The sequence below is a fragment of the Heliomicrobium gestii genome (genome assembly GCF_009877435.1).
Classification (GTDB): Bacteria; Bacillota; Desulfitobacteriia; order Heliobacteriales; family Heliobacteriaceae; genus Heliomicrobium; species Heliomicrobium gestii.
This window is the reverse complement of record NZ_WXEX01000006.1, coordinates 106999-124673: the sequence shown is the minus strand read 5'-3', so window position 1 is coordinate 124673 and position 17675 is coordinate 106999. Positions and strand designations below refer to the sequence as shown.

The 17675-nt window shown below is 49.0% G+C and carries 19 protein-coding genes and 2 pseudogenes; all 21 read left to right on the top strand.

All coding sequences use genetic code 11. The features are described 5' to 3' along the window. Nucleotides 1–24: 24 nt before the first annotated feature. Complete coding sequence (locus GTO89_RS08610; RefSeq protein ID WP_161261667.1) at nt 25–1008, top strand: GNAT family N-acetyltransferase; 984 nt, start codon at nt 25–27, stop codon at nt 1006–1008. After that, entirely contained in the window at nt 1005–1928 is a 924-nt protein-coding gene (locus tag GTO89_RS08605) for a glycosyltransferase family 2 protein (RefSeq protein ID WP_161261666.1), read from the top strand. Before GTO89_RS08610 ends, GTO89_RS08605 begins: the two co-directional genes overlap by 4 nt. Next, nucleotides 1882–2262 (top strand): annotated as a pseudogene (locus GTO89_RS17960) (GtrA family protein); the annotation flags it as partial. The gene GTO89_RS08605 and the pseudogene GTO89_RS17960, both read left to right, overlap by 47 nt. Before the next feature lie 30 nt (nt 2263–2292). Next, on the top strand, nt 2293–2700 hold the full coding sequence (locus tag GTO89_RS17360) for a sugar 3,4-ketoisomerase (RefSeq protein ID WP_170294447.1): 408 nt from the start codon (nt 2293–2295) through the stop codon (nt 2698–2700). Next, on the top strand, nt 2700–3806 hold the full coding sequence (locus GTO89_RS08595) for a DegT/DnrJ/EryC1/StrS family aminotransferase (RefSeq protein WP_161261664.1): 1107 nt from the start codon (nt 2700–2702) through the stop codon (nt 3804–3806). The genes GTO89_RS17360 and GTO89_RS08595 overlap by 1 nt, the downstream gene beginning before the upstream one ends. A 156-nt stretch (nt 3807–3962) precedes the next feature. Beyond that, nucleotides 3963–4306, top strand: a pseudogene (locus tag GTO89_RS18020) (phosphoadenosine phosphosulfate reductase domain-containing protein). A 458-nt stretch (nt 4307–4764) separates the two neighbouring features. Beyond that, entirely contained in the window at nt 4765–4890 is a 126-nt protein-coding gene (locus GTO89_RS17820) for a hypothetical protein (RefSeq protein ID WP_328793883.1), read from the top strand. A 93-nt stretch (nt 4891–4983) separates the two neighbouring features. Then, nucleotides 4984–5310, top strand: a complete 327-nt coding sequence (locus GTO89_RS08580) for a transposase (RefSeq protein WP_161261663.1) — start codon at nt 4984–4986, stop codon at nt 5308–5310. After that, nucleotides 5262–6245 (top strand): IS3 family transposase, encoded by a 984-nt coding sequence (locus tag GTO89_RS08575; protein WP_328793890.1) that lies wholly within the window; start codon nt 5262–5264, stop codon nt 6243–6245. The genes GTO89_RS08580 and GTO89_RS08575 overlap by 49 nt, the downstream gene beginning before the upstream one ends. Nucleotides 6246–6451: 206 nt before the next feature. Further along, nucleotides 6452–6622, top strand: a complete 171-nt coding sequence (locus GTO89_RS17950; protein WP_407929491.1) for an adenylyl-sulfate kinase — start codon at nt 6452–6454, stop codon at nt 6620–6622. 148 nt (nt 6623–6770) lie between these two features. After that, nucleotides 6771–8147 (top strand): phosphohexomutase domain-containing protein, encoded by a 1377-nt coding sequence (locus GTO89_RS08565; protein WP_328793882.1) that lies wholly within the window; start codon nt 6771–6773, stop codon nt 8145–8147. A gap of 132 nt (nt 8148–8279) precedes the next feature. Beyond that, complete coding sequence (cysD, locus tag GTO89_RS08560; protein ID WP_161261661.1) at nt 8280–9179, top strand: sulfate adenylyltransferase subunit CysD; 900 nt, start codon at nt 8280–8282, stop codon at nt 9177–9179. Then, nucleotides 9179–11062 carry a sulfate adenylyltransferase subunit CysN gene (gene cysN / locus GTO89_RS08555; RefSeq protein WP_161261660.1) on the top strand — a complete coding sequence of 628 codons (1884 nt, stop codon included), beginning with the start codon at nt 9179–9181 and terminating at the stop codon, nt 11060–11062. Before cysD ends, cysN begins: the two co-directional genes overlap by 1 nt. A 154-nt stretch (nt 11063–11216) precedes the next feature. Beyond that, the gene (locus GTO89_RS08550; RefSeq protein ID WP_161261659.1) at nt 11217–11390 is read left to right on the top strand and encodes a hypothetical protein; all 174 of its coding nucleotides are present in this window, start codon (nt 11217–11219) and stop codon (nt 11388–11390) included. Between the two features lie 20 nt (nt 11391–11410). Further along, nucleotides 11411–12457, top strand: coding sequence for a sulfate ABC transporter substrate-binding protein (locus GTO89_RS08545; RefSeq protein WP_235920336.1), 1047 nt, complete (start codon nt 11411–11413; stop codon nt 12455–12457). Nucleotides 12458–12478: 21 nt separating this feature from the next. Next, complete coding sequence (locus GTO89_RS08540) at nt 12479–13324, top strand: ABC transporter permease (RefSeq protein ID WP_161261658.1); 846 nt, start codon at nt 12479–12481, stop codon at nt 13322–13324. Continuing rightward, nucleotides 13321–14121, top strand: coding sequence for a sulfate ABC transporter permease (locus tag GTO89_RS08535; RefSeq protein WP_235920335.1), 801 nt, complete (start codon nt 13321–13323; stop codon nt 14119–14121). The genes GTO89_RS08540 and GTO89_RS08535 overlap by 4 nt, the downstream gene beginning before the upstream one ends. A 50-nt stretch (nt 14122–14171) precedes the next feature. Further along, nucleotides 14172–14627 (top strand): RrF2 family transcriptional regulator, encoded by a 456-nt coding sequence (locus GTO89_RS08530; RefSeq protein WP_161261656.1) that lies wholly within the window; start codon nt 14172–14174, stop codon nt 14625–14627. A gap of 65 nt (nt 14628–14692) precedes the next feature. Further along, on the top strand, nt 14693–15772 hold the full coding sequence (locus GTO89_RS08525; RefSeq protein WP_161261655.1) for an ABC transporter ATP-binding protein: 1080 nt from the start codon (nt 14693–14695) through the stop codon (nt 15770–15772). Nucleotides 15773–15839: 67 nt separating this feature from the next. Beyond that, nucleotides 15840–16550 carry a tetratricopeptide repeat protein gene (locus tag GTO89_RS08520; protein ID WP_328793889.1) on the top strand — a complete coding sequence of 237 codons (711 nt, stop codon included), beginning with the start codon at nt 15840–15842 and terminating at the stop codon, nt 16548–16550. Nucleotides 16551–16627: 77 nt separating this feature from the next. Continuing rightward, on the top strand, nt 16628–17554 hold the full coding sequence (locus GTO89_RS08515) for a copper amine oxidase N-terminal domain-containing protein (RefSeq protein ID WP_161261653.1): 927 nt from the start codon (nt 16628–16630) through the stop codon (nt 17552–17554). The last annotated feature ends 121 nt before the right edge of the window (nt 17555–17675 follow it).

Here is a 17675-nt window from a genome sequence, read left to right as displayed (position 1 = left end):
GTTACTAGATTGGGGTCTTGTGGAATGCAGATAACTATAAGCAGGTATACCCCACAGTCTTATCGTCTTTGGAACGATTTTGTTTGTAATAACAGCAAAAACGGAACATTTCTAATTTGCCGAGAATATATGGATTATCATTGCGATCGTTTTGAAGACTTCTCGTTAATTGTGTCTGATGACAAAGGAAAAATTCGTGCACTTTTACCAGCGAACTTGTTCCAAAACACTATCTGTTCTCACGGCGGATTGACTTATGGTGGTTTTGTTACTGATGTATCAATGACAACTACTGTAATGTTAGAGGTATTTGCAAGTGTTTTGGACTATTTATGTGCACACAAAATTGAGAAATTAGTTTACAAGACCATTCCATATATATATCATAAACTTCCTTCTGAAGAGGATAGATATGCCCTTTTTTTATGTAACGCTAAACTTCTTAGACGTGATGTCTTAACGATTATAAATGATCGCAATAAAATTCAATTTCAAGAGAGGCGCCGACGGAAAATTAAGGTAGCTAAAAAAAATGGTTTGTTTGTTGAAGAAACATATGATTTTACTCGTTACTGGAATATATTGGAGCAATTACTTATGTCTAAATATCAAACGAAACCTGTTCATAGTCTTTTTGAGATCACGATGTTGGCATCTCGTTTTCCTGAAAACATCAAATTATTTGCTTGTTATAAGGAGACAGAGATGCTAGCTGGGGTGGTTATGTACGAAAGCGATCTTGTTGGGCATGTACAGTACATTGCATCAACTGGAGAGGGTAAGAATATGGGCGCTTTGGACTTAATCTTTGATTTTCTTATCAACGAGTACTACAGGCAAAAACCCTTTTTCGATTTTGGTATTTCGAATGAAAAAAACGGGCTCCTATTAAATCAGGGGCTAATTGAACAAAAGGAAGGATTTGGAGCACGAGCCGTGGTGCATGATCAATACGAAATTAGGATCGATGATAAATCATCAGAACTAATTAGGAAGGCTATTGTATGAAAAAACTATCGATTATTATACCGGTATATTACAATGAAGGTTCCTTACCGTACCTATATGACGAATTAGTTGAAATTGAAAAAGAACTTAATAAGCTGGAACTGGAACTGGAACTGATTTTTGTTGATGATGGTTCAACTGATCGATCTTTGCAAGAACTAATGACGATTAAGTTAAAAAGGGAAAAAACTAAAATAATTAAACTATCACGCAACTTCGGTGCTGTACATGCTTCCAAAACGGGATACCGGTTTGTAACAGGAGACTGTTTCATTGTTCTCGCTGCTGATTTACAGGATCCGCCTGAACTTATATTAAAGATGGTACGTAAATGGCTTGAAGGTCACAAGTATGTGATTGCAGTACGTGAAGCACGTCAAGATCCGTTTCTGACTACGCTTTTTGCCCGCTTCTATTACCGAGTATTACGTAAAATTGTATATAAAGACTTTCCCAAAGGTGGATTTGACGTTGCTTTGATGGATAAAGCCTTCTTACCTTATATGCAGAAATGTGCGAAAAACATTAACCCAAGTCTGTATTCTTATTCCCTAGGATTCAAGCCCTGTGTACTCGAATATACCCGTCGTGAACGCAAGTATGGTAAATCGCGCTGGACGTTCTTGAAAAAGTTAAAATTTTTTATTGACTCAATTTTAGGTTTTTCGATTGTTCCGATACGATTTATGTCGATTGGCGGTATTACTGTATCATTTCTTAGCTGTATCTATGGAACTTTAATTGTAGTTAGCGCATTGTTTGGAGAAAAGGATGTCCCTGGTTTTGCTACCCTAGCGTCATTGATGGCGTTTTTACTTGGGATAATTATGTTTATGCTGGGGATTATAGGAGAATATTTGTGGCGTGTTTTTGATGAAGTTAATAACAGACCTGAGTCAGTCATTGATGAAATATATTAAGAAAGAATACATTTTGTTTATAATTGCGGGTAGCATAAATACTCTATTGGGTTACCTAATGTATGCATCCCTGCTCCTGTTTTTTAACTACAATCTTGCGTATTCTATCTCCTATGGAGTGGGTATTTTTATATCTTACTTTTTAAATTCAAAGTATGTATTCAAAAGAAGGATAGAACTAAAAAAAGCTCTTCAATATCCTGTCGTTTATATCGTGCAGTACTTTATAAATTTGGCATTGGTGAACTTTTTTATAAAGATATTAGGGCTACATGAGTTAATCACTCCTTTATTGGTTGTATTTGTATCTATTCCGATTACGTTCGGTCTAAGTAGATACATTATCAAAGGTAGGAGGCGGGCAATGACGATCCATGATTGCAGACTCATTGAATTGCCGAAATTTACCGATCAGCGAGGCAGTTTAACTGCTATTGAGAATGAAAGGCAAATCCCTTTTTCGGTAAAACGGATCTTTTATCTGTATGATATTTCACCAGGGAATAATCGGGGCACTCATGCCCACAAGGAATTGCATCAATTTCTGATTTGCTTATCCGGTGGGTTCCAGGTAACTGTGGATGATGGACACAATCAAAAAATCGTTACTTTGGGGCATCCCTGGCAGGGATTATACATTCCGCCTATGATCTGGGCTACAGAACACTCTTTCCAGCCGCAATCTGTGTGTCTTGTCCTGGCTTCAGATTATTATGACGAAAAGGATTATTTTCGCGACTATAATGAATTTTTGAAGGCGGTACGTTCTTGATGAACTCCATACCATTTCTAAATCTTCAAGACGCTTATAAGGAGTTGCAATCAGCTCTTGATCATGCCTACCAGTGTGTCATGAGTTCTGGTTGGTATATCCTTGGTGGTGAGGTCGAGGCCTTTGAGAAAGAATTTGCTGACTACTGTGGCGCGAAAAGGTGCATTGGCGTAGCTAACGGATTGGAAGCGCTATTTCTCGTATTAAAGGCTTGGGGAATCGGTCCGGGGCATGAGGTAATTGTCCCCTCCAACACGTATATCGCCACTTGGTTGGCTGTATCGCAGACGGGTGCCATTCCGGTGCCGGTTGAGCCAACCGAAGGCACCTATAACATGGATCCCTGCCGGATAGAAAGCGCGATCACTGAAAGGACAAAAGCGATTATTGCTGTCCATCTATACGGGCAAGCTTCTGATATGGACGCCATTAATTCTATGGCTCAGCGGTACGCACTTAAGGTGTTAGAGGACGGCGCCCAAGCCCATGGCGCATTGTACAAGGGTAGAAAAACGGGAAGCCTTGGGGATGCTGCTGCCTTTAGCTTTTACCCGGGGAAAAATCTTGGGGCTTTTGGTGATGCGGGCGCTGTAGTGACCAATGATGAAACGCTGGCACAACAAATCAGGATGCTCAGCAATTACGGGTCAGCAGTAAAATATCATAATGACGTTCAGGGATACAACTCCCGACTCGATGAACTGCAAGCGGCTTTGCTAAGAGTTAAGCTTCCCTTACTTGATGAGTGGAATGGACGGCGAAAGAAATTGATTCAACGATACATGGACGCATTGTCCATGTGTCCGTGTATTCTACCTGAGACATTAGAACAATGCGATCCAGTCTGGCATCTTTTTGTCATTCGAACCAAGGAACGGGATGCAATGGCAGCGTTCTTGAGAGAAAAGGGAATTGGCACCATGATTCATTACCCGGTGCCGCCGCATCTACAGCCTGCCTATCGCACTCTTGGGTACGGACAAGGGGCCTTTCCCATTTCCGAAGCGATTCATCGGGAAGTGTTGAGTTTACCTCTTTGGCCTCAGATGAAATTAGAGGATCAGGATCGCGTTATCGCTGCAGTTAGGGAGTTTTACTACCGGTAAATTAGCAGTCAAACACCGGATAAGTTATCAATTGCAGTATGAGGGCTCGCGAACAAATGACAGGCGGGAAGCTATGCCTTCTATTGGATTGGCAGAACGGGATCTGAAAGCATCGAAATAATTCGCGAAGCCGTAGAAGAAGCACTTAAACCTGTCATGCTCTACTCCATCGGCAAAGTTTTTTCCGTTATGCTCCACTTGGCCCGCAAGGCTTTTTACCCAGCGCCGCCGCCCTTTCCCCTTTTGCATGTAGACACCACTTGGAAATTTTGCGATATGTACGCTCAACGCGAACGCATTACTGACGAATCGGGGATGGGCGTGATCGTCCATGTCAATCAAGAAGGCCTAGTTGCGGGGATTAATCCTTTTCATCACGGTTCCAGCTATTACACGGATGTGATGAAAACCAGGGTTTGCGCCAGGCATTAGAACGATTAGGTTTCGATGTCGTTTTTGGCGGCGCTCGTCGCGACGAAGAAAAATCCCGCGCCATATAGCGGGTTTTTTCTTTTCGTTCGGCTGGACACCGGTAGAATTCTAAGGAACAGCGACCGGAACTCTGGATTTGTACAACACCCACATCCATACGGGTGAGACGATCTGGTTTTTTCCCCCTCTCCAAATGAACGGAGCGAAACGCCGCAAATGCGGGTGGTCCGTTTCCACACCCTAGGCTGTTATCCATTGACCGGTACAATTGAAAGCACGGGGCATCGTTAGTGGAAATCATCGCGGAAACGTTTAATTCGCGATCGTCTAAGCGCTAAGGGCGTCTTATCGATTCGGGAGCATCCCGGCTCTATAACGTACAGGGAAAAAGGACCCATACTTTTCTTAGAAGAACAACACTGCAAAGATACCGTGCGTTTCATTACCTGCGGCAGTGTGGTCGACGAAATATCGACAGGCGGATCGGGTAGAAAATATCGGTCGTGTCGCCGAGGTGGCTAAGCTGATGGCTGATGCGGGTTTGATTGTCATGGTATCCTTTATGTCCCCCTTTCGCCCAGAACACCGGTTAGCCCGGAAGTGTTTGTCGAGGGCGAACTTATCGAGGTCTTTTCGATACTCCGTTGGATGAGTGCGAAAAACGGGATCTATAAAGCCCCCTAATTGTATTTGAGCTTAGACCCTCCAGTGGGCTACAATGAGAACACATGGAGGGGACAAGAAAATGAGACGAAATCGATACCCAAAAGAACTGAAAGAGCAGCTGATCCAAGAAGCCATGGAAGTGGGAAATGCAACACAAGTGGCCCGCCGACATGGGATCGATCCGAAACGACTGTATTATTGGATTCGTGAATCGCAACATAAGAGCTTCCAAGAAGCACCCGCGGATGCAAAGCAAATTGCTCCGTATGTGCCATCCGCACAAGAATTTAAGCAATTGGAATCGGAAAACATGGCGCTCAAAAAGTTACTTGGTGAGAAGGCTTTAGAAATTCAAATATTGCAGGACTTGATAAAAAAGAAGAACCCGGGCTATCGGAAAAACTAGAAGTTGCCGATGAATGGATAGTCCGGGAAGAAGCCAGCACCGCCTTTGTTTTGCGTGTCATCGGCATTCACGAAGCCACCTACTACGCTCGGCGCCAACGTCTACAGAGAGAACCGAAAGAGCGCACATATAATGGCGGACGGCCGCAACCAGGGTATTCATGGACACAAGACGGAAAGCGAATCAGCGATGAACAAATTAAGGAATACCTGATGGAACTCATCGCTGGCGAAGAAAGCGTCTACGGATATCGAAAGCTGGGGATCTGCCTCCATAAACAGCATCAGTTGGTCATCAATCACAAAAAAACCTATCGACTATGTAAGGAGTTGGATATCCTATCGCCACAACGGCGGGCTAAGGCCAAACATCCGCGCCGGCTGGCGCGCAACCGAACCATTACCGCCTCCAACGAACTCTGGGAGATGGACATCAAATACGGCTACATCGCCGGTGAAGATCGCTTCTTCTATCTCATGTCGCTCATCGATGTCTATGATCGCTCTATTGTAGATTACCACATTGGATTAAATTGCGAAGGTGCTGACGCGGCCAATACGCTGAAACGAGCGTTGTGGAAACGAAACTGCTTTGAAAAAGAAACGAAGCCAATTGTGCGAACCGACAATGGACCGCAGTTTATCAGCCGTGTGTTTGAGGAAACGTGTGATCAATACCAGGTGGAACACGAACGGATTCCCCCTAAGACGCCGAACAAGAACGCCCATATCGAATCATTTCATGCAAACCTGGAACGCGAGTGCTACATCAAGCATGCCTTTGACTCCTACCAAGACGCCTACCAGGTTGTCGGAGAATACATTGACTTTTACAACCAGAGGCGAATCCACGGCAGCCTCTACGATATGTCTCCTGCGGAGTTTTGTCGACAGCTGGCGGATGGGAATGTACCCGCCTTTGTTGTCACACTGTAGTATGGGTACCGCACCGTGGAGCCCGCAGGCCAAAGCGCAAAGCCCGACGTCGACCGCCTAATTGACGTACCCTATACAGGCCGACGTCTGTCAAGGGACGCCGAAGGCGTGGCGAAGCCCTTGCCCTTGATAGACGTGGGTCTGTATAGGACTCTGCAAGAGGCGGTGACGGCGGTTCCGAAAAACAGTAGAGTATCTATAATTTTGTGAAACCCTACGAAAAACGGCGAATAAGGGGTCTAGACTCTAGAATTAGGGGTTTGAACCGGGATCCCAAAGGCTTATACGCCAAGTCGCGACGAGGGGAAATAAAGAACTACACAGGTTTAGACATCATTTACGTGCAGCCTGAAACGCCTGAGGTGCATTTTGCGTAAGGTGGAAAGTGGATCCGAAGTCCGTGTAAAACAAATCCTGGTATATTTGAAGGCACCCCGGTGACGAGCCTTGGAGCACACTAGTAGAGGTATCAGTAGTGCCATATTTGGAGCGGATGAAAAATCTCTGTTTTTAAGAGGTGCGATCATGGACGAGATGGTAGAAGCGGTTTCACGGAATTCATTTAAAGCATACGACATTCGCGGCAAAGTGCCCTTAGAACTGAATAGCACGGTTGCTTATCGGCTCGGGCGCGCGTATACGGAACTGTTTCAAGCGAAAAAAGTAGCTGTCGGACGGGACGTTCGTCATTCTAGCCCAGAGTTGGTGAAAGCGCTGACAGAGGGATTGCTGGACGGCGGGTGCGATGTCATTGACATTGGATTGTGCGGAACAGAGCAGATTTACTTTGCCACCTTTCACTGGCAGTTGGACGGCGGCATCATGATCACCGCCAGCCATAATCCCCAAGGCTATAATGGGATGAAGTTGGTTCGCGCAAATGCCCGCCCGATTAGTGGGGACTCGGGGTTGAGGGAGTTAGAAGAGAGGGTTGTTACCAGCGCCTTTGCAGAGCCTGTCGGTGCTCATCGGGGAAACGTGCAGGTGTGTGAAGTGATGCCAGACTATGTCCAACATTTGCTTTCCTATGTCGATATCGCTGCCATGCGCCCCTTGAAGGTCGTTGTCAACGCAGGAAATGGCTGCGCCGGCCCGGTGATTGATGCATTAGAACGCTATTTACCCTTTTCGTTTGTAAAAATTCACCATGAACCCGATGGCGAATTTCCCAACGGGATTCCGAATCCCCTATTGCCTGAGAACCGGGATGCAACCGCTCAAGCGGTGCGTAAACATGGCGCAGATGTCGGCATTGCCTGGGACGGCGATTTTGACCGTTGCTTCTTATTTGATGAGAATGGCGATTTTATTGAGGGGTATTATCTGGTCGGCTTCTTGGCACAAGCTTTTCTTGGGCGTTTTCCAGGGGCGAAAATTGTCCACGACCCTCGGTTAACCCTTAACACGATCGAAATCACTAGGCAACTCGGCGGCGTTCCGGTGCAAAGTAAGACAGGCCATGCCTTTATCAAAGAGAGAATGCGTCTCGAAGATGCTATTTACGGGGGCGAGATGTCCGCCCATCATTACTTCCGTGATTTCGCCTATTGTGACAGTGGGATGATCCCCTGGTTGCTGGTGCTTGATATCATGAGTCGAGAAGGCAAAACACTCTCCGAACTTGTGCAAGAGAGGATCGACCGATATCCTTGCAGCGGGGAGATAAACCGTCGCGTTTCTTCCCCCCAAGTAGTCTTGGAATCGGTAGAGAAAGCCTATGCACCAGGCGGACAAATCGATCGAACCGATGGGATCAGTGTGGAGTATGCCAACTGGCGATTTAATCTTCGGATGTCGAATACAGAACCTTTGATTCGTCTTAATGTGGAGACTCGTGGCGATAGGAAATTGTTACAAAGAAAAACGGAAGAACTCTTAGTTATTATTGATGGTTTCGCATAGGACTGAGGAAATTGCCGATGAGTGGGGGACAGTGACTCGCTCCTATCAAATACCAAGTAGTAATATTGAATTTTTGTTTTCTTTCCCTTTAAAATTAAAGGGGTTTCTAGACAACCCTTTTAGGAGAATTATATGACCATGCCAAAAAGATCTTCCCTTGAATCCGAAAGCATCGAGATTATCCGTGAGGCCGTCGCTGGCGCCCGCAAACCGGTGATGCTCTACTCCATCGGAAAAGACTCCTCCGTGATGCTCCACTTGGCCCGCAAGGCCTTTTATCCCGCGCCGCCGCCCTTTCCCCTGTTGCATGTCGACACGACTTGGAAATTTCGTGATATGTACGCTCACCGGACCCGTATGGTTGCCGAGGCGGGAATGGAATTGCTTGTTCATATGAATCAGGAAGGGGTAACTGAGGGTGTAAACCCTTTTGACCATGGTTCCAGCTATTACACCGATGTAATGAAGACCCAAGGATTGCGGCAGGCGCTTGATGCCTATGGCTTCGATGTCGTTTTCGGGGGCGCTCGTCGCGATGAGGAGAAATCCCGCGCGAAGGAACGGATCTTTTCTTTTCGTGCTCCGGGACACCGTTGGGATCCCAAGGCCCAGCGACCGGAACTATGGAATCTGTACAATACCCATACTCGCCCGGGGGAAACCGTCCGGGTTTTTCCGTTGTCCAATTGGACCGAACTGGACATCTGGCAATACATTTATCAGGAAAACATCCCCATCGTGCCCCTCTACTTTGCCAAGGAACGTCCTGTCGTCAAGCGGGGGGGAACATGGATCTTGGTGGATGATGACCGGATGCGCTTAGAACCCGGTGAGTCGCCGGAGATGCGGATGGTCCGCTTTCGCACCTTGGGCTGCTATCCTTTGACCGGCGCCATCGAAAGTGCAGCCACCACGTTAGAAGAGATCATCGCCGAGACCCTTAATGCGCGCTCTTCGGAACGGCAAGGGCGCTTGATCGATTCTGACCAGCCCGGCTCCATGGAGAAGAAGAAGCAGGAGGGCTATTTCTGATGGCGGCCCAACAAGCAAAAGAGATCACCGCTTTTCTGAAGGAACAAGGCCGCCAAGATACCCTGCGCTTCATCACCTGCGGGAGTGTGGATGATGGAAAATCGACACTGATTGGCCGGTTGCTCTATGAATCCAAAGGCATTTTCGATGATCAACTCGAGGCGCTAGAGGGGGAGTCCAAGCAGTACGGCACTCAGGGCGAAAAGCTTGACTTCGCCCTATTGGTCGACGGCTTGCAGGCCGAACGTGAGCAAGGCATTACCATTGATGTTGCCTATCGCTTTTTCTCCACGGATCAGCGGCACTACATCGTGGCCGATACGCCCGGTCATGAACAGTATACTCGCAACATGGCCACTGGCGCATCGACGGCGCAATTGGCCGTGATCCTGATTGACGCTCGAAAAGGGGTCCTCACGCAAACCCGGCGTCACAGCCGGATTGTGGCGATGATGGGCATTCGCCATATCGTGTTAGCCATCAACAAGATGGACTTGGTGGGATTCGACGAGAGCGTATTCCGTTCCATCGAGGCGGATTACCGCGATTTTGCCACAGCTTTTACATTTAAAACAATTCAAGCAATTCCTTTGTCAGCGTTGGAAGGCGATAACATCGTTCGTTCCAGCGGACGCACGCCCTGGTATAGCGGACCGACGTTGATGCATTACCTGGATGCGGTGTCTTTTGAATCGGTTTCGGAACGTCAAGCCTTTCGGATGCCCGTGCAGTGGGTCAATCGCCCACATCTCGACTTTCGGGGTTTTTGTGGTCGTATCGCCGAAGGTGAAGTCCGCCCTGGTGATGAGGTGCGGTTGTTGCCTTCTGGCGTCACGAGTCGGGTGAAGGAAATCATCATCTGGCAAGGCGGACTTGAACGGGGGCAAAAGGGTGACGCAGTCACGTTGACCCTGTTCGATGAGGTGGATGTCAGCCGCGGTGATGTGATTGCGTCAGCGGAGCATCCCCCCGAAGTAGCCGATCAATTCCAGGCGAAACTCATCTGGATGTCCGAGCACCCGATGGTCCCGGGACGGCCCTACCTGCTGAAAATTCATCATAAGGAAGTCACGGCCACCGTCACCCGGATCAAGTATCGTGAAGAAATCAACACGGGGGCGCAACTCGCGGCGAATCAACTTGCCTTGAATGAGATCGCCATGGTGCATCTGTCGACTAGCCAGCCCATCGTATTCGACCCCTATGATGTCAATCAAACCTTGGGTGGCTTTATCCTGATCGATAAGCTCACTTTCGAGACCGTTGCCGCCGGAATGCTTACCTTCGCCTTGCGGCGCTCTTCCAACATTCACTGGCATGCCATGGAGATCGACAAGCAAGCCCGCGCTGGATTGAAGCAACAACGACCACGCTGTTTGTGGTTCACCGGTTTGTCCGGTTCTGGAAAATCGACCCTTGCTAACCTGTTAGAAAAGCGTCTCTATGCGGAAGGCAAGCACACGTATATCCTTGACGGGGACAATGTGCGTCACGGGTTGAACCGCGATCTTGGCTTTACGGAGACCGATCGCGTAGAGAATATCCGCCGTGTGGCCGAAGTGGCCAAATTGATGGTTGATGCCGGCTTGATCGTGATCGTTTCGTTTATCTCGCCTTTTCGATCAGAACGACGCATGGCGAGAGGGCTCTTTTCAGAAGGCGAATTTATCGAGATATTCGTGGATACACCGCTGGAAGAGTGTGAAAAGCGAGATCCGAAAGGTTTGTATGCCAAGGCAAGGCAGGGGGCGCTCAAGAACTTTACCGGCATTGACAGTGTCTATGAACCGCCGGAATCGCCGGAGATTCACGTACGTACCGAAGGGAACACTCCGGAAACCTGTGTCGCTCTAATCATGAAGATTTTTAGTAATAGCAAATAAGAGATTGGAGACCCAAAAGGATCGGTCTGTCTGTGCAGGCCCATTTAAGTATATGTTGATGAGCTGAATGATGCGTTCAGATATGAACCACAAGAAAATAAGTTCTAATGGGTTAGAAATGTCGGTTGACAAAGATTTCCTAGTGGAGTAATCTATGTTTAAGTTTAACAACTACCAACAAAGTCGTGATTATATTGTTGCAAAACCTGAAAGTATCAAGTCCGTCACAATCATTACAGGTCATGGACGAGATGGAAACCCGGAGGATGTGCCAATCATCGAGTTTGCCATGAGCGATGTAGTGAGTTTTGTTGGGTTTATTGGCTAATATGAATTGGAGGAACGATGATGAAACGAGCCAAGACGCTGTTTCGGTTAATTAGCGCAGGCATGTTACTTTTGACGCTATCAGGATGCAGTCATTCTGAAGCGCCGAACGCCGAGGGAACGACGCAAATCATGCTTGCTGCCTATACGGTTCCCAAAGAAGCCTACCAAAAGGAGATCATTCCGGCTTTTCAGAAACAATGGAAAGAGAAGACGGGGCAAACGGTAACCTTCAAAGAATCCTATGTTGGTTCCGGTGCTCAAGCACGGGCCATCGTCAATGGGTTGGAAGCGGATGTAGCCGCGTTGTCATTGGAAGGTGATATCGAGACGATCCGAAAGGCCGGATTGATCACTCACAACTGGAAAGATCGTCCCTATGCCGGGATGATTACACGCTCCGTAGTGGCGCTAGGCGTCAAGAAGGGGAATCCCTTGGGGATTCGTGAATGGCAGGATCTTGGCAAGCCGGGAGTGACGGTCCTCTATCCCAGTCCACGCACCTCCGGCGGCGCCATGTGGGATATCAACGCCATTTATGGCGCGGGCGTAAAGACGGCGGAAATAGAGACGGGAAAGAAAAATCCCGATAAGGGTGCGGAACTGCTGGCGTCCATTCAGAAGAATGTCAAGGTGATGGATAACAGCGGTCGGGAGTCGATGACCACCTTCGAAAAAGGGCTTGGGGATGTGGTGGTAACCTATGAAAATGAGTTGCTGCTTCGGAACATGGAACAACCACTCTATGACGTGATTTATCCGAAAGCAACGGTTCTAATCGAAAACCCTGTCGCGTTAGTGGATAAGAACGTAGAAAAACATGGAAATCGTGCGGCGGTTGAGGCTTTTGTCACCTTCTTACAGTCCCAGGAAGCGCAACGCGCCTTTGCCAAGTATGGTTTTCGTCCAGTCGTGCCCGAGGTGGTCGCGGAAACGAAAGATAAGTTTCCCCAACCGGAATGGCTTTTTGATATTCAGTATCTTGGCGGTTGGGATACCGTGTTTGAACAACTCTATGGGCCAAAAGGAGTTTGGACGGAAATTGTCGAAGGTAAAAAGGGTGCATAATCTCAACAATGGAGCTTGAATATGTGGACGGTAAGTAAAAACGCTGATACCCCGACAACGATCGCGGACATAAGCGGGTTCGCGCTGCGCGGCGGGGTGATTGGATATCTGTTGCTCATGGTGGTCATTCCGCTGGGGGGATTGCTTTCGCAAGCCTCCCTCGGCGGTTTGGCCGGTTTTTTTACTACCCTTCAATCGCCGGCCGCAGTGTTTGCGTTTAAACTAACAATCGCGCTCGGACTGGTGACAGCGTTGATCAATAGCGCAGCAGGGTTGGTCATCGCCTATGGTTTGGTTCGGTATGATTTGCCGGGAAAACGATTGCTGAATGCGCTGGTGGATTTACCGATGGCCATCCCAACGGCGGTGATCGGGATGATGTTACTTGGCTTATATGGGCTGCAGGGCTTGTTTGGTCGTTGGCTAACGGAACAAAAACTTGCGATAATCTTTGACTATCCAGGGATTTTACTGGCCCTGTTGGTCGTAACGTTCCCTTTTTCGATACGAACTGTGCAGCCGCTCTTAGAAGCCGGCTGCAGTCAGATGGAGGAAGCGGCCAAAACCCTTGGCGCCGGCCGCTGGCATATTTTTTGGTATATCTTGCTGCCTATGATCCGTCCGGGTCTGTTTTCCGGTTTTACGTTGACCTTTTCACGGGCGATTGCGGAGTTCGGTGCGATCGTGCTGGTCTCCGGCAACATTCCGCTGAAAACGCAGGTGGCGTCTGTGTATATCTATGGTTTAGTGGAAAGTTCTGATATCACGGGAGCGGCGGTGATGTCTGTCTGCTTGCTGACCCTTTCGCTGATGATGCTTTTGTTGCAGCATCGGTGGGCGCAAAAATGGGGGGGGATTCGCCGTTGATCCGTTTTTTTGTGGCAGCGTTCATTTATCTGTGGTTCGGAATTTTATTGCTTGCGCCGATGGGGGCTTTACTGGTGGAAGCCTTCACCGGCGGGGTTGCTGCTTTTTTGAGGGAAGTTATGCGGCCCGAAGCGGTGCACGCCCTTTGGGTAAGTATCGAAATAACGCTGGCAGTTGTCTTGATTAACGGATGTTTTGGTGTGTTGATCTCGATTGTTCTGGCTCGCCACAGGTTTCCCGGCAGGTCTTTGGTCAACAGCCTGGTCGATTTGCCCTTTGCTGTCTCTCCGGTTGTAGCGGGGTTAATGTTGGTCTTGCTTTACGGTCCGAATCGTTTGTTTGGGGCTTTTTTTGGTTTATGGGGGATAAAAGTCATATTTGCAATTCCCGGTATGATTCTCGCTACCGTTTTTGTTACGTTGCCTTTTGTGGTGAGGGAACTGGTTCCCTTATTAGAGGCCTTGGGGACGAGACAGGAAGAGGCGGCCTATACACTGGGCGCAGGATCGTGGCAGACGTTTTGGCAGGTTACTCTCCCGTCTATTCGCTGGAGTCTCGCCTACGGGGTTGTTATGACCGCGGCGCGTTCCTTGGGCGAGTTCGGGGCTGTTATTGTCGTATCGGGTAATCTCATTAGTGAAACCCAGTCTGCCACACTCTATATCTACCAGGCGGCTGCCGATTTTAATTTGCGTGGCGCCTATTCGGTGGCTCTCGTGTTATCTTTCCTTGCCGTTGCTCTTGTCGGGCTGTTGGAGTGGGTCAAAGGGCGGCGAGAGGGGAAGCCGTCCTTCTGAGTGAAAAAAGGTGTTTGTGATTGTAAAAATGGTCATGGAGGTGCACGCAGATGAAGATTTCGAAGAAAACAGACTACGCGTTGCGGGCTTTGTGCACCTTGGCGGAGTCCTATGGCGACGAGCCGGTATCCTTGCGGGAACTGGCCGAGAGAAACCGGATACCCAAACGCTTTTTGGAACAGATCATGTTGGACTTGAAAACGAAAAACTGGGTGACCAGTGTGCCGGGAAAGTACGGCGGGTATGTGCTCGCCTGTTCGCCGGAACAGATCACGCTCGGGCAGGTGGTGCGTCACTTTGATGGCATTCTAGCCCCGATTGGTTGTGTATCGGTCACACAATACCAGGCGTGCACCGAGGAGAGTGTTTGCAAATTCCGCCGATTGATGGCGGAAATTCGCGATTTCGTTGCTCGCCAGATGGATTCGACAACGCTGTTGGCTGTAATCGAAGGAAAACCGCTGTTGCCGCCGGGCCGGCCAGATGAGTTCTATTTGGGAAAATAAGTTGACTAGGGAGTAGGGCTACTGTCCCGAGGGAAGCTGGAAAGCTCAACAGGAGGCGCTTTTTTTTGACGGTTGAGGTGAAACAGTTAAGCAAGTCTTACGGGAAGGGACTTCCGCCGGCTGTTGACGAGGTTAGCTTCAAGGTGCTCGATGGCGGCATTACGGCGTTGCTTGGCCCAAGTGGCGGCGGAAAGACAACCTTGCTTCGGCTTATTGCGGGATTGGAGACGCCCAGTGCCGGTGAAGTGCATTTGGCTGGGCAGCGGGTGGATCATCTCCCGCCGCAAAAGCGGGAAATTGGCTTTGTCTTTCAAAATTACGCGCTGTTTATGCATATGACGGTTTTTGAAAACATCGCTTTTGGGCTGAGAATGAAGAAATGGACGAAAAGCGCCATTCACGATCGCGTGAATGAGTTGATGGGGGTTACGGGCATTGCTGGATTGGAAATGCGATATCCCAGCCAGTTGTCCGGCGGGCAGCAGCAACGTGTCGCCTTCGCTCGGGCGTTGGCGGCGAAACCGCGGTTGTTGCTCCTCGACGAGCCCTTCGCCGCTGTAGATGCCCAGATCCGGAAGGAACTGAGGCTATGGCTTCGCCAACTGCATGACGAGATTCCGGTGACGAGTCTATTCGTTACGCATGACCAGCAGGAGGCGTTGGAATTGGCAGATCAAGTGGCTGTCATTCAGCAGGGCAGACTGGAGCAATTGGGAAGGCCACAGGAGATCTATGAACATCCTGTCACCGCCTTTGTCGCGCGTTTCATGGGGGACGCGAATTGGCTCTCCGCCGAGGTGTCGCAAGGAACGGCAGTGGCCGGAGAATGGTCTTTTCCTGCACCCCAGTGGCCTGATGGCACCAGGGTCGATCTGTTGATCCGTCCGGAAGATGTTGAAATCAAACTGTGCTCAGGGGAAGAATGCGACCAAAGAGAAGTGGGGCAATCCTATTGTTTGGGGCAAGTGCAGTCCTTGACCTTTTTGGGTCAGGGGTTTCGAGTGGTTCTTCGGTTGGATAATGGAATGTTGCTAACAGCGTTACTTACGAATGAGAAAGGCGCAACTCTCCAAAGGGGTCATTCTGTTTTAGTCGGTGTGCAAAAGGGAAGGGTTTTTCTCGGTGAGTCGCCCCACAACCGATGAAACTTGTGGTAATATATTCAACACAACCCATTCTTTTTATTGGAGGCATTGTGCGTTGTTGAAAAAAGTGATCTCTATCGGTTTGTTCCTTACCCTTGCGGTAACGGTAACCGGATGCGGTTTCAACCAAACTAAGGCGGCAGACGAGACGACGAATTCCCCTTCGGCAAACAGTGGAGCCCAAGTAAATCCGGCGAATTCCGATGCAGCCGCGGGAAACGCACCGGTGAAGATGGAAGAGGTCCGCAAAGAAGCGGAAAAGGGTGACACATCTGCCCAGTACAAGCTCGGAACGATGCTGGTTAACGGCGACAACACAGAGAAAAATGTAGATGAGGGCCTAAAGTGGCTGAAGCAAGCAGCCGAACAGGGTGATCCCAAAGCCCAAAATAACCTCGGTGTTTTTTACTTTACCGGTAACGGTGTCGCGCCGAACGGGGAAGAGGCGGTAAAATGGTTTCAGAAAGCCGCCAATCAGGGGTATGACAAAGGGCAGTATCACCTGGGATATGCCTATTTAAATGGTGTTGGTGTGCCTCAAAACGCGACCGAAGCCTTCAAGTGGTTCCAATCGGCCGCTGAAAATGGGAACAAAGATGCCCAGATTGCCTTAGCCTTGATGTACGAAGATGGCGTGGGGACCTCTAAGAGCCGGGAACAGGCCCTCGCGTGGTACCAAAAGGCGGCGGCGCAAGGGGATAAAGGGGCCCAACAGAAGGTCAACCTGTTGAAGCAGGCGGCGGCCCAAGGCGCCGGCGGCGTAACCCCGGCGAAGTAGCACTACATAATAGCAGGGTTCAAATGAATCTACATATAACGAAACAAAACAGAGCAAATTCAAGGGAGGCTGTTGTTATGAAGAAAAAATGGAATGGCAAAGTCACTTCTTTGGCGCTAACCTTGTCACTCGCTTTGGCGACGGTTGTGATTCCCGGCGTTGCCAATGCAGGGGATTATACTGTCGGGAAAAACGGAGACGTCTGCAAGGAAACATCCCTTGATATGCGGCTTGAATTTCCAGCCAACACCTTTAAGGCAAAAGGCCAAATTAAGATCAAACCTGTCGATATCGCCAAAATCGCTCCGAACGATCGCTTTTATGTGACCCGGGTGATCGACGCGAACTTCAATAATGCTGCCGGCAACTATGTCGCCTCCTTAGAAAAGCCGATGCGCGTCATTTTCAATATCAGCGATATCGACTTCGCCCGAGCCAGTCAGATGAAAACCGATTTGCCGATCGGTCGTTTTCACGTCGGTTACTGGAACGAGGGTGAAAAGAACTGGGACCTGCTCTCTTCACGCATCTTCTGGGATGGCCATTATGGCGCGGTAGAAGCGGAAACAGGTCATGCCTCGGGAACTTACGCCTTGTTATGGTGCAATCAAGATGAGTCCCTCAGCCCGGTGATGGACAATGCGATCCGTGTTGCCGTTGACTACGAATTGCTCAATGCCCAACCGGCTCCCTATTCCAAAGACGGACGTACGATGGTTCCGCTGCGACTGGTGGCTGAAAAGCTGAAAGCCGACATAAATTGGACAGGCAGTGAACAACGGATCGATCTGGTTCGCGGGCTGGATACGGTGCAACTCTGGGTGGGAAAAACCGATGTGGTTAAGAACAAGAAGCCCTTGACCGTATCTGACCCGAGCACCATCGTTGCGCCGGAGATTGTCGATGGGACGACCTATGTACCATTACGGCTGATTTCGGAGGCCTTTGGCGTGAAAATCGACTGGGATGGCGTCACGAAGACGGTCTATATCAACAATTTTTAAGCTTTTCCCAATTGATTCCCCAACGGATCGGGTAGCCCGGTCTAGAAACGACTGCAGGGAGGCATCGGGGCCTCTTGCAGTCGTTTTTTGAGTGGAATGTCCTTTATGGTTGTAATGGGTG

What these genes read in the sequence shown, in the direction of transcription:
- GTO89_RS08610 (WP_161261667.1), top strand. Translation starts at nt 25, where the DNA reads ATGCAGATAACTATAAGCAGGTATACCCCACAGTCTTATCGTCTTTGG.
- GTO89_RS08605 (WP_161261666.1), top strand. Translation starts at nt 1,005, where the DNA reads ATGAAAAAACTATCGATTATTATACCGGTATATTACAATGAAGGTTCC.
- GTO89_RS17360 (WP_170294447.1), top strand. Translation starts at nt 2,293, where the DNA reads ATGACGATCCATGATTGCAGACTCATTGAATTGCCGAAATTTACCGAT.
- GTO89_RS08595 (WP_161261664.1), top strand. Translation starts at nt 2,700, where the DNA reads ATGAACTCCATACCATTTCTAAATCTTCAAGACGCTTATAAGGAGTTG.
- GTO89_RS17820 (WP_328793883.1), top strand. Translation starts at nt 4,765, where the DNA reads ATGGCTGATGCGGGTTTGATTGTCATGGTATCCTTTATGTCCCCCTTT.
- GTO89_RS08580 (WP_161261663.1), top strand. Translation starts at nt 4,984, where the DNA reads ATGAGACGAAATCGATACCCAAAAGAACTGAAAGAGCAGCTGATCCAA.
- GTO89_RS08565 (WP_328793882.1), top strand. Translation starts at nt 6,771, where the DNA reads ATGGACGAGATGGTAGAAGCGGTTTCACGGAATTCATTTAAAGCATAC.
- cysD (WP_161261661.1), top strand. Translation starts at nt 8,280, where the DNA reads ATGACCATGCCAAAAAGATCTTCCCTTGAATCCGAAAGCATCGAGATT.
- cysN (WP_161261660.1), top strand. Translation starts at nt 9,179, where the DNA reads ATGGCGGCCCAACAAGCAAAAGAGATCACCGCTTTTCTGAAGGAACAA.
- GTO89_RS08550 (WP_161261659.1), top strand. Translation starts at nt 11,217, where the DNA reads ATGTTTAAGTTTAACAACTACCAACAAAGTCGTGATTATATTGTTGCA.
- GTO89_RS08545 (WP_235920336.1), top strand. Translation starts at nt 11,411, where the DNA reads ATGAAACGAGCCAAGACGCTGTTTCGGTTAATTAGCGCAGGCATGTTA.
- GTO89_RS08540 (WP_161261658.1), top strand. Translation starts at nt 12,479, where the DNA reads ATGTGGACGGTAAGTAAAAACGCTGATACCCCGACAACGATCGCGGAC.
- GTO89_RS08530 (WP_161261656.1), top strand. Translation starts at nt 14,172, where the DNA reads ATGAAGATTTCGAAGAAAACAGACTACGCGTTGCGGGCTTTGTGCACC.
- GTO89_RS08515 (WP_161261653.1), top strand. Translation starts at nt 16,628, where the DNA reads ATGAAGAAAAAATGGAATGGCAAAGTCACTTCTTTGGCGCTAACCTTG.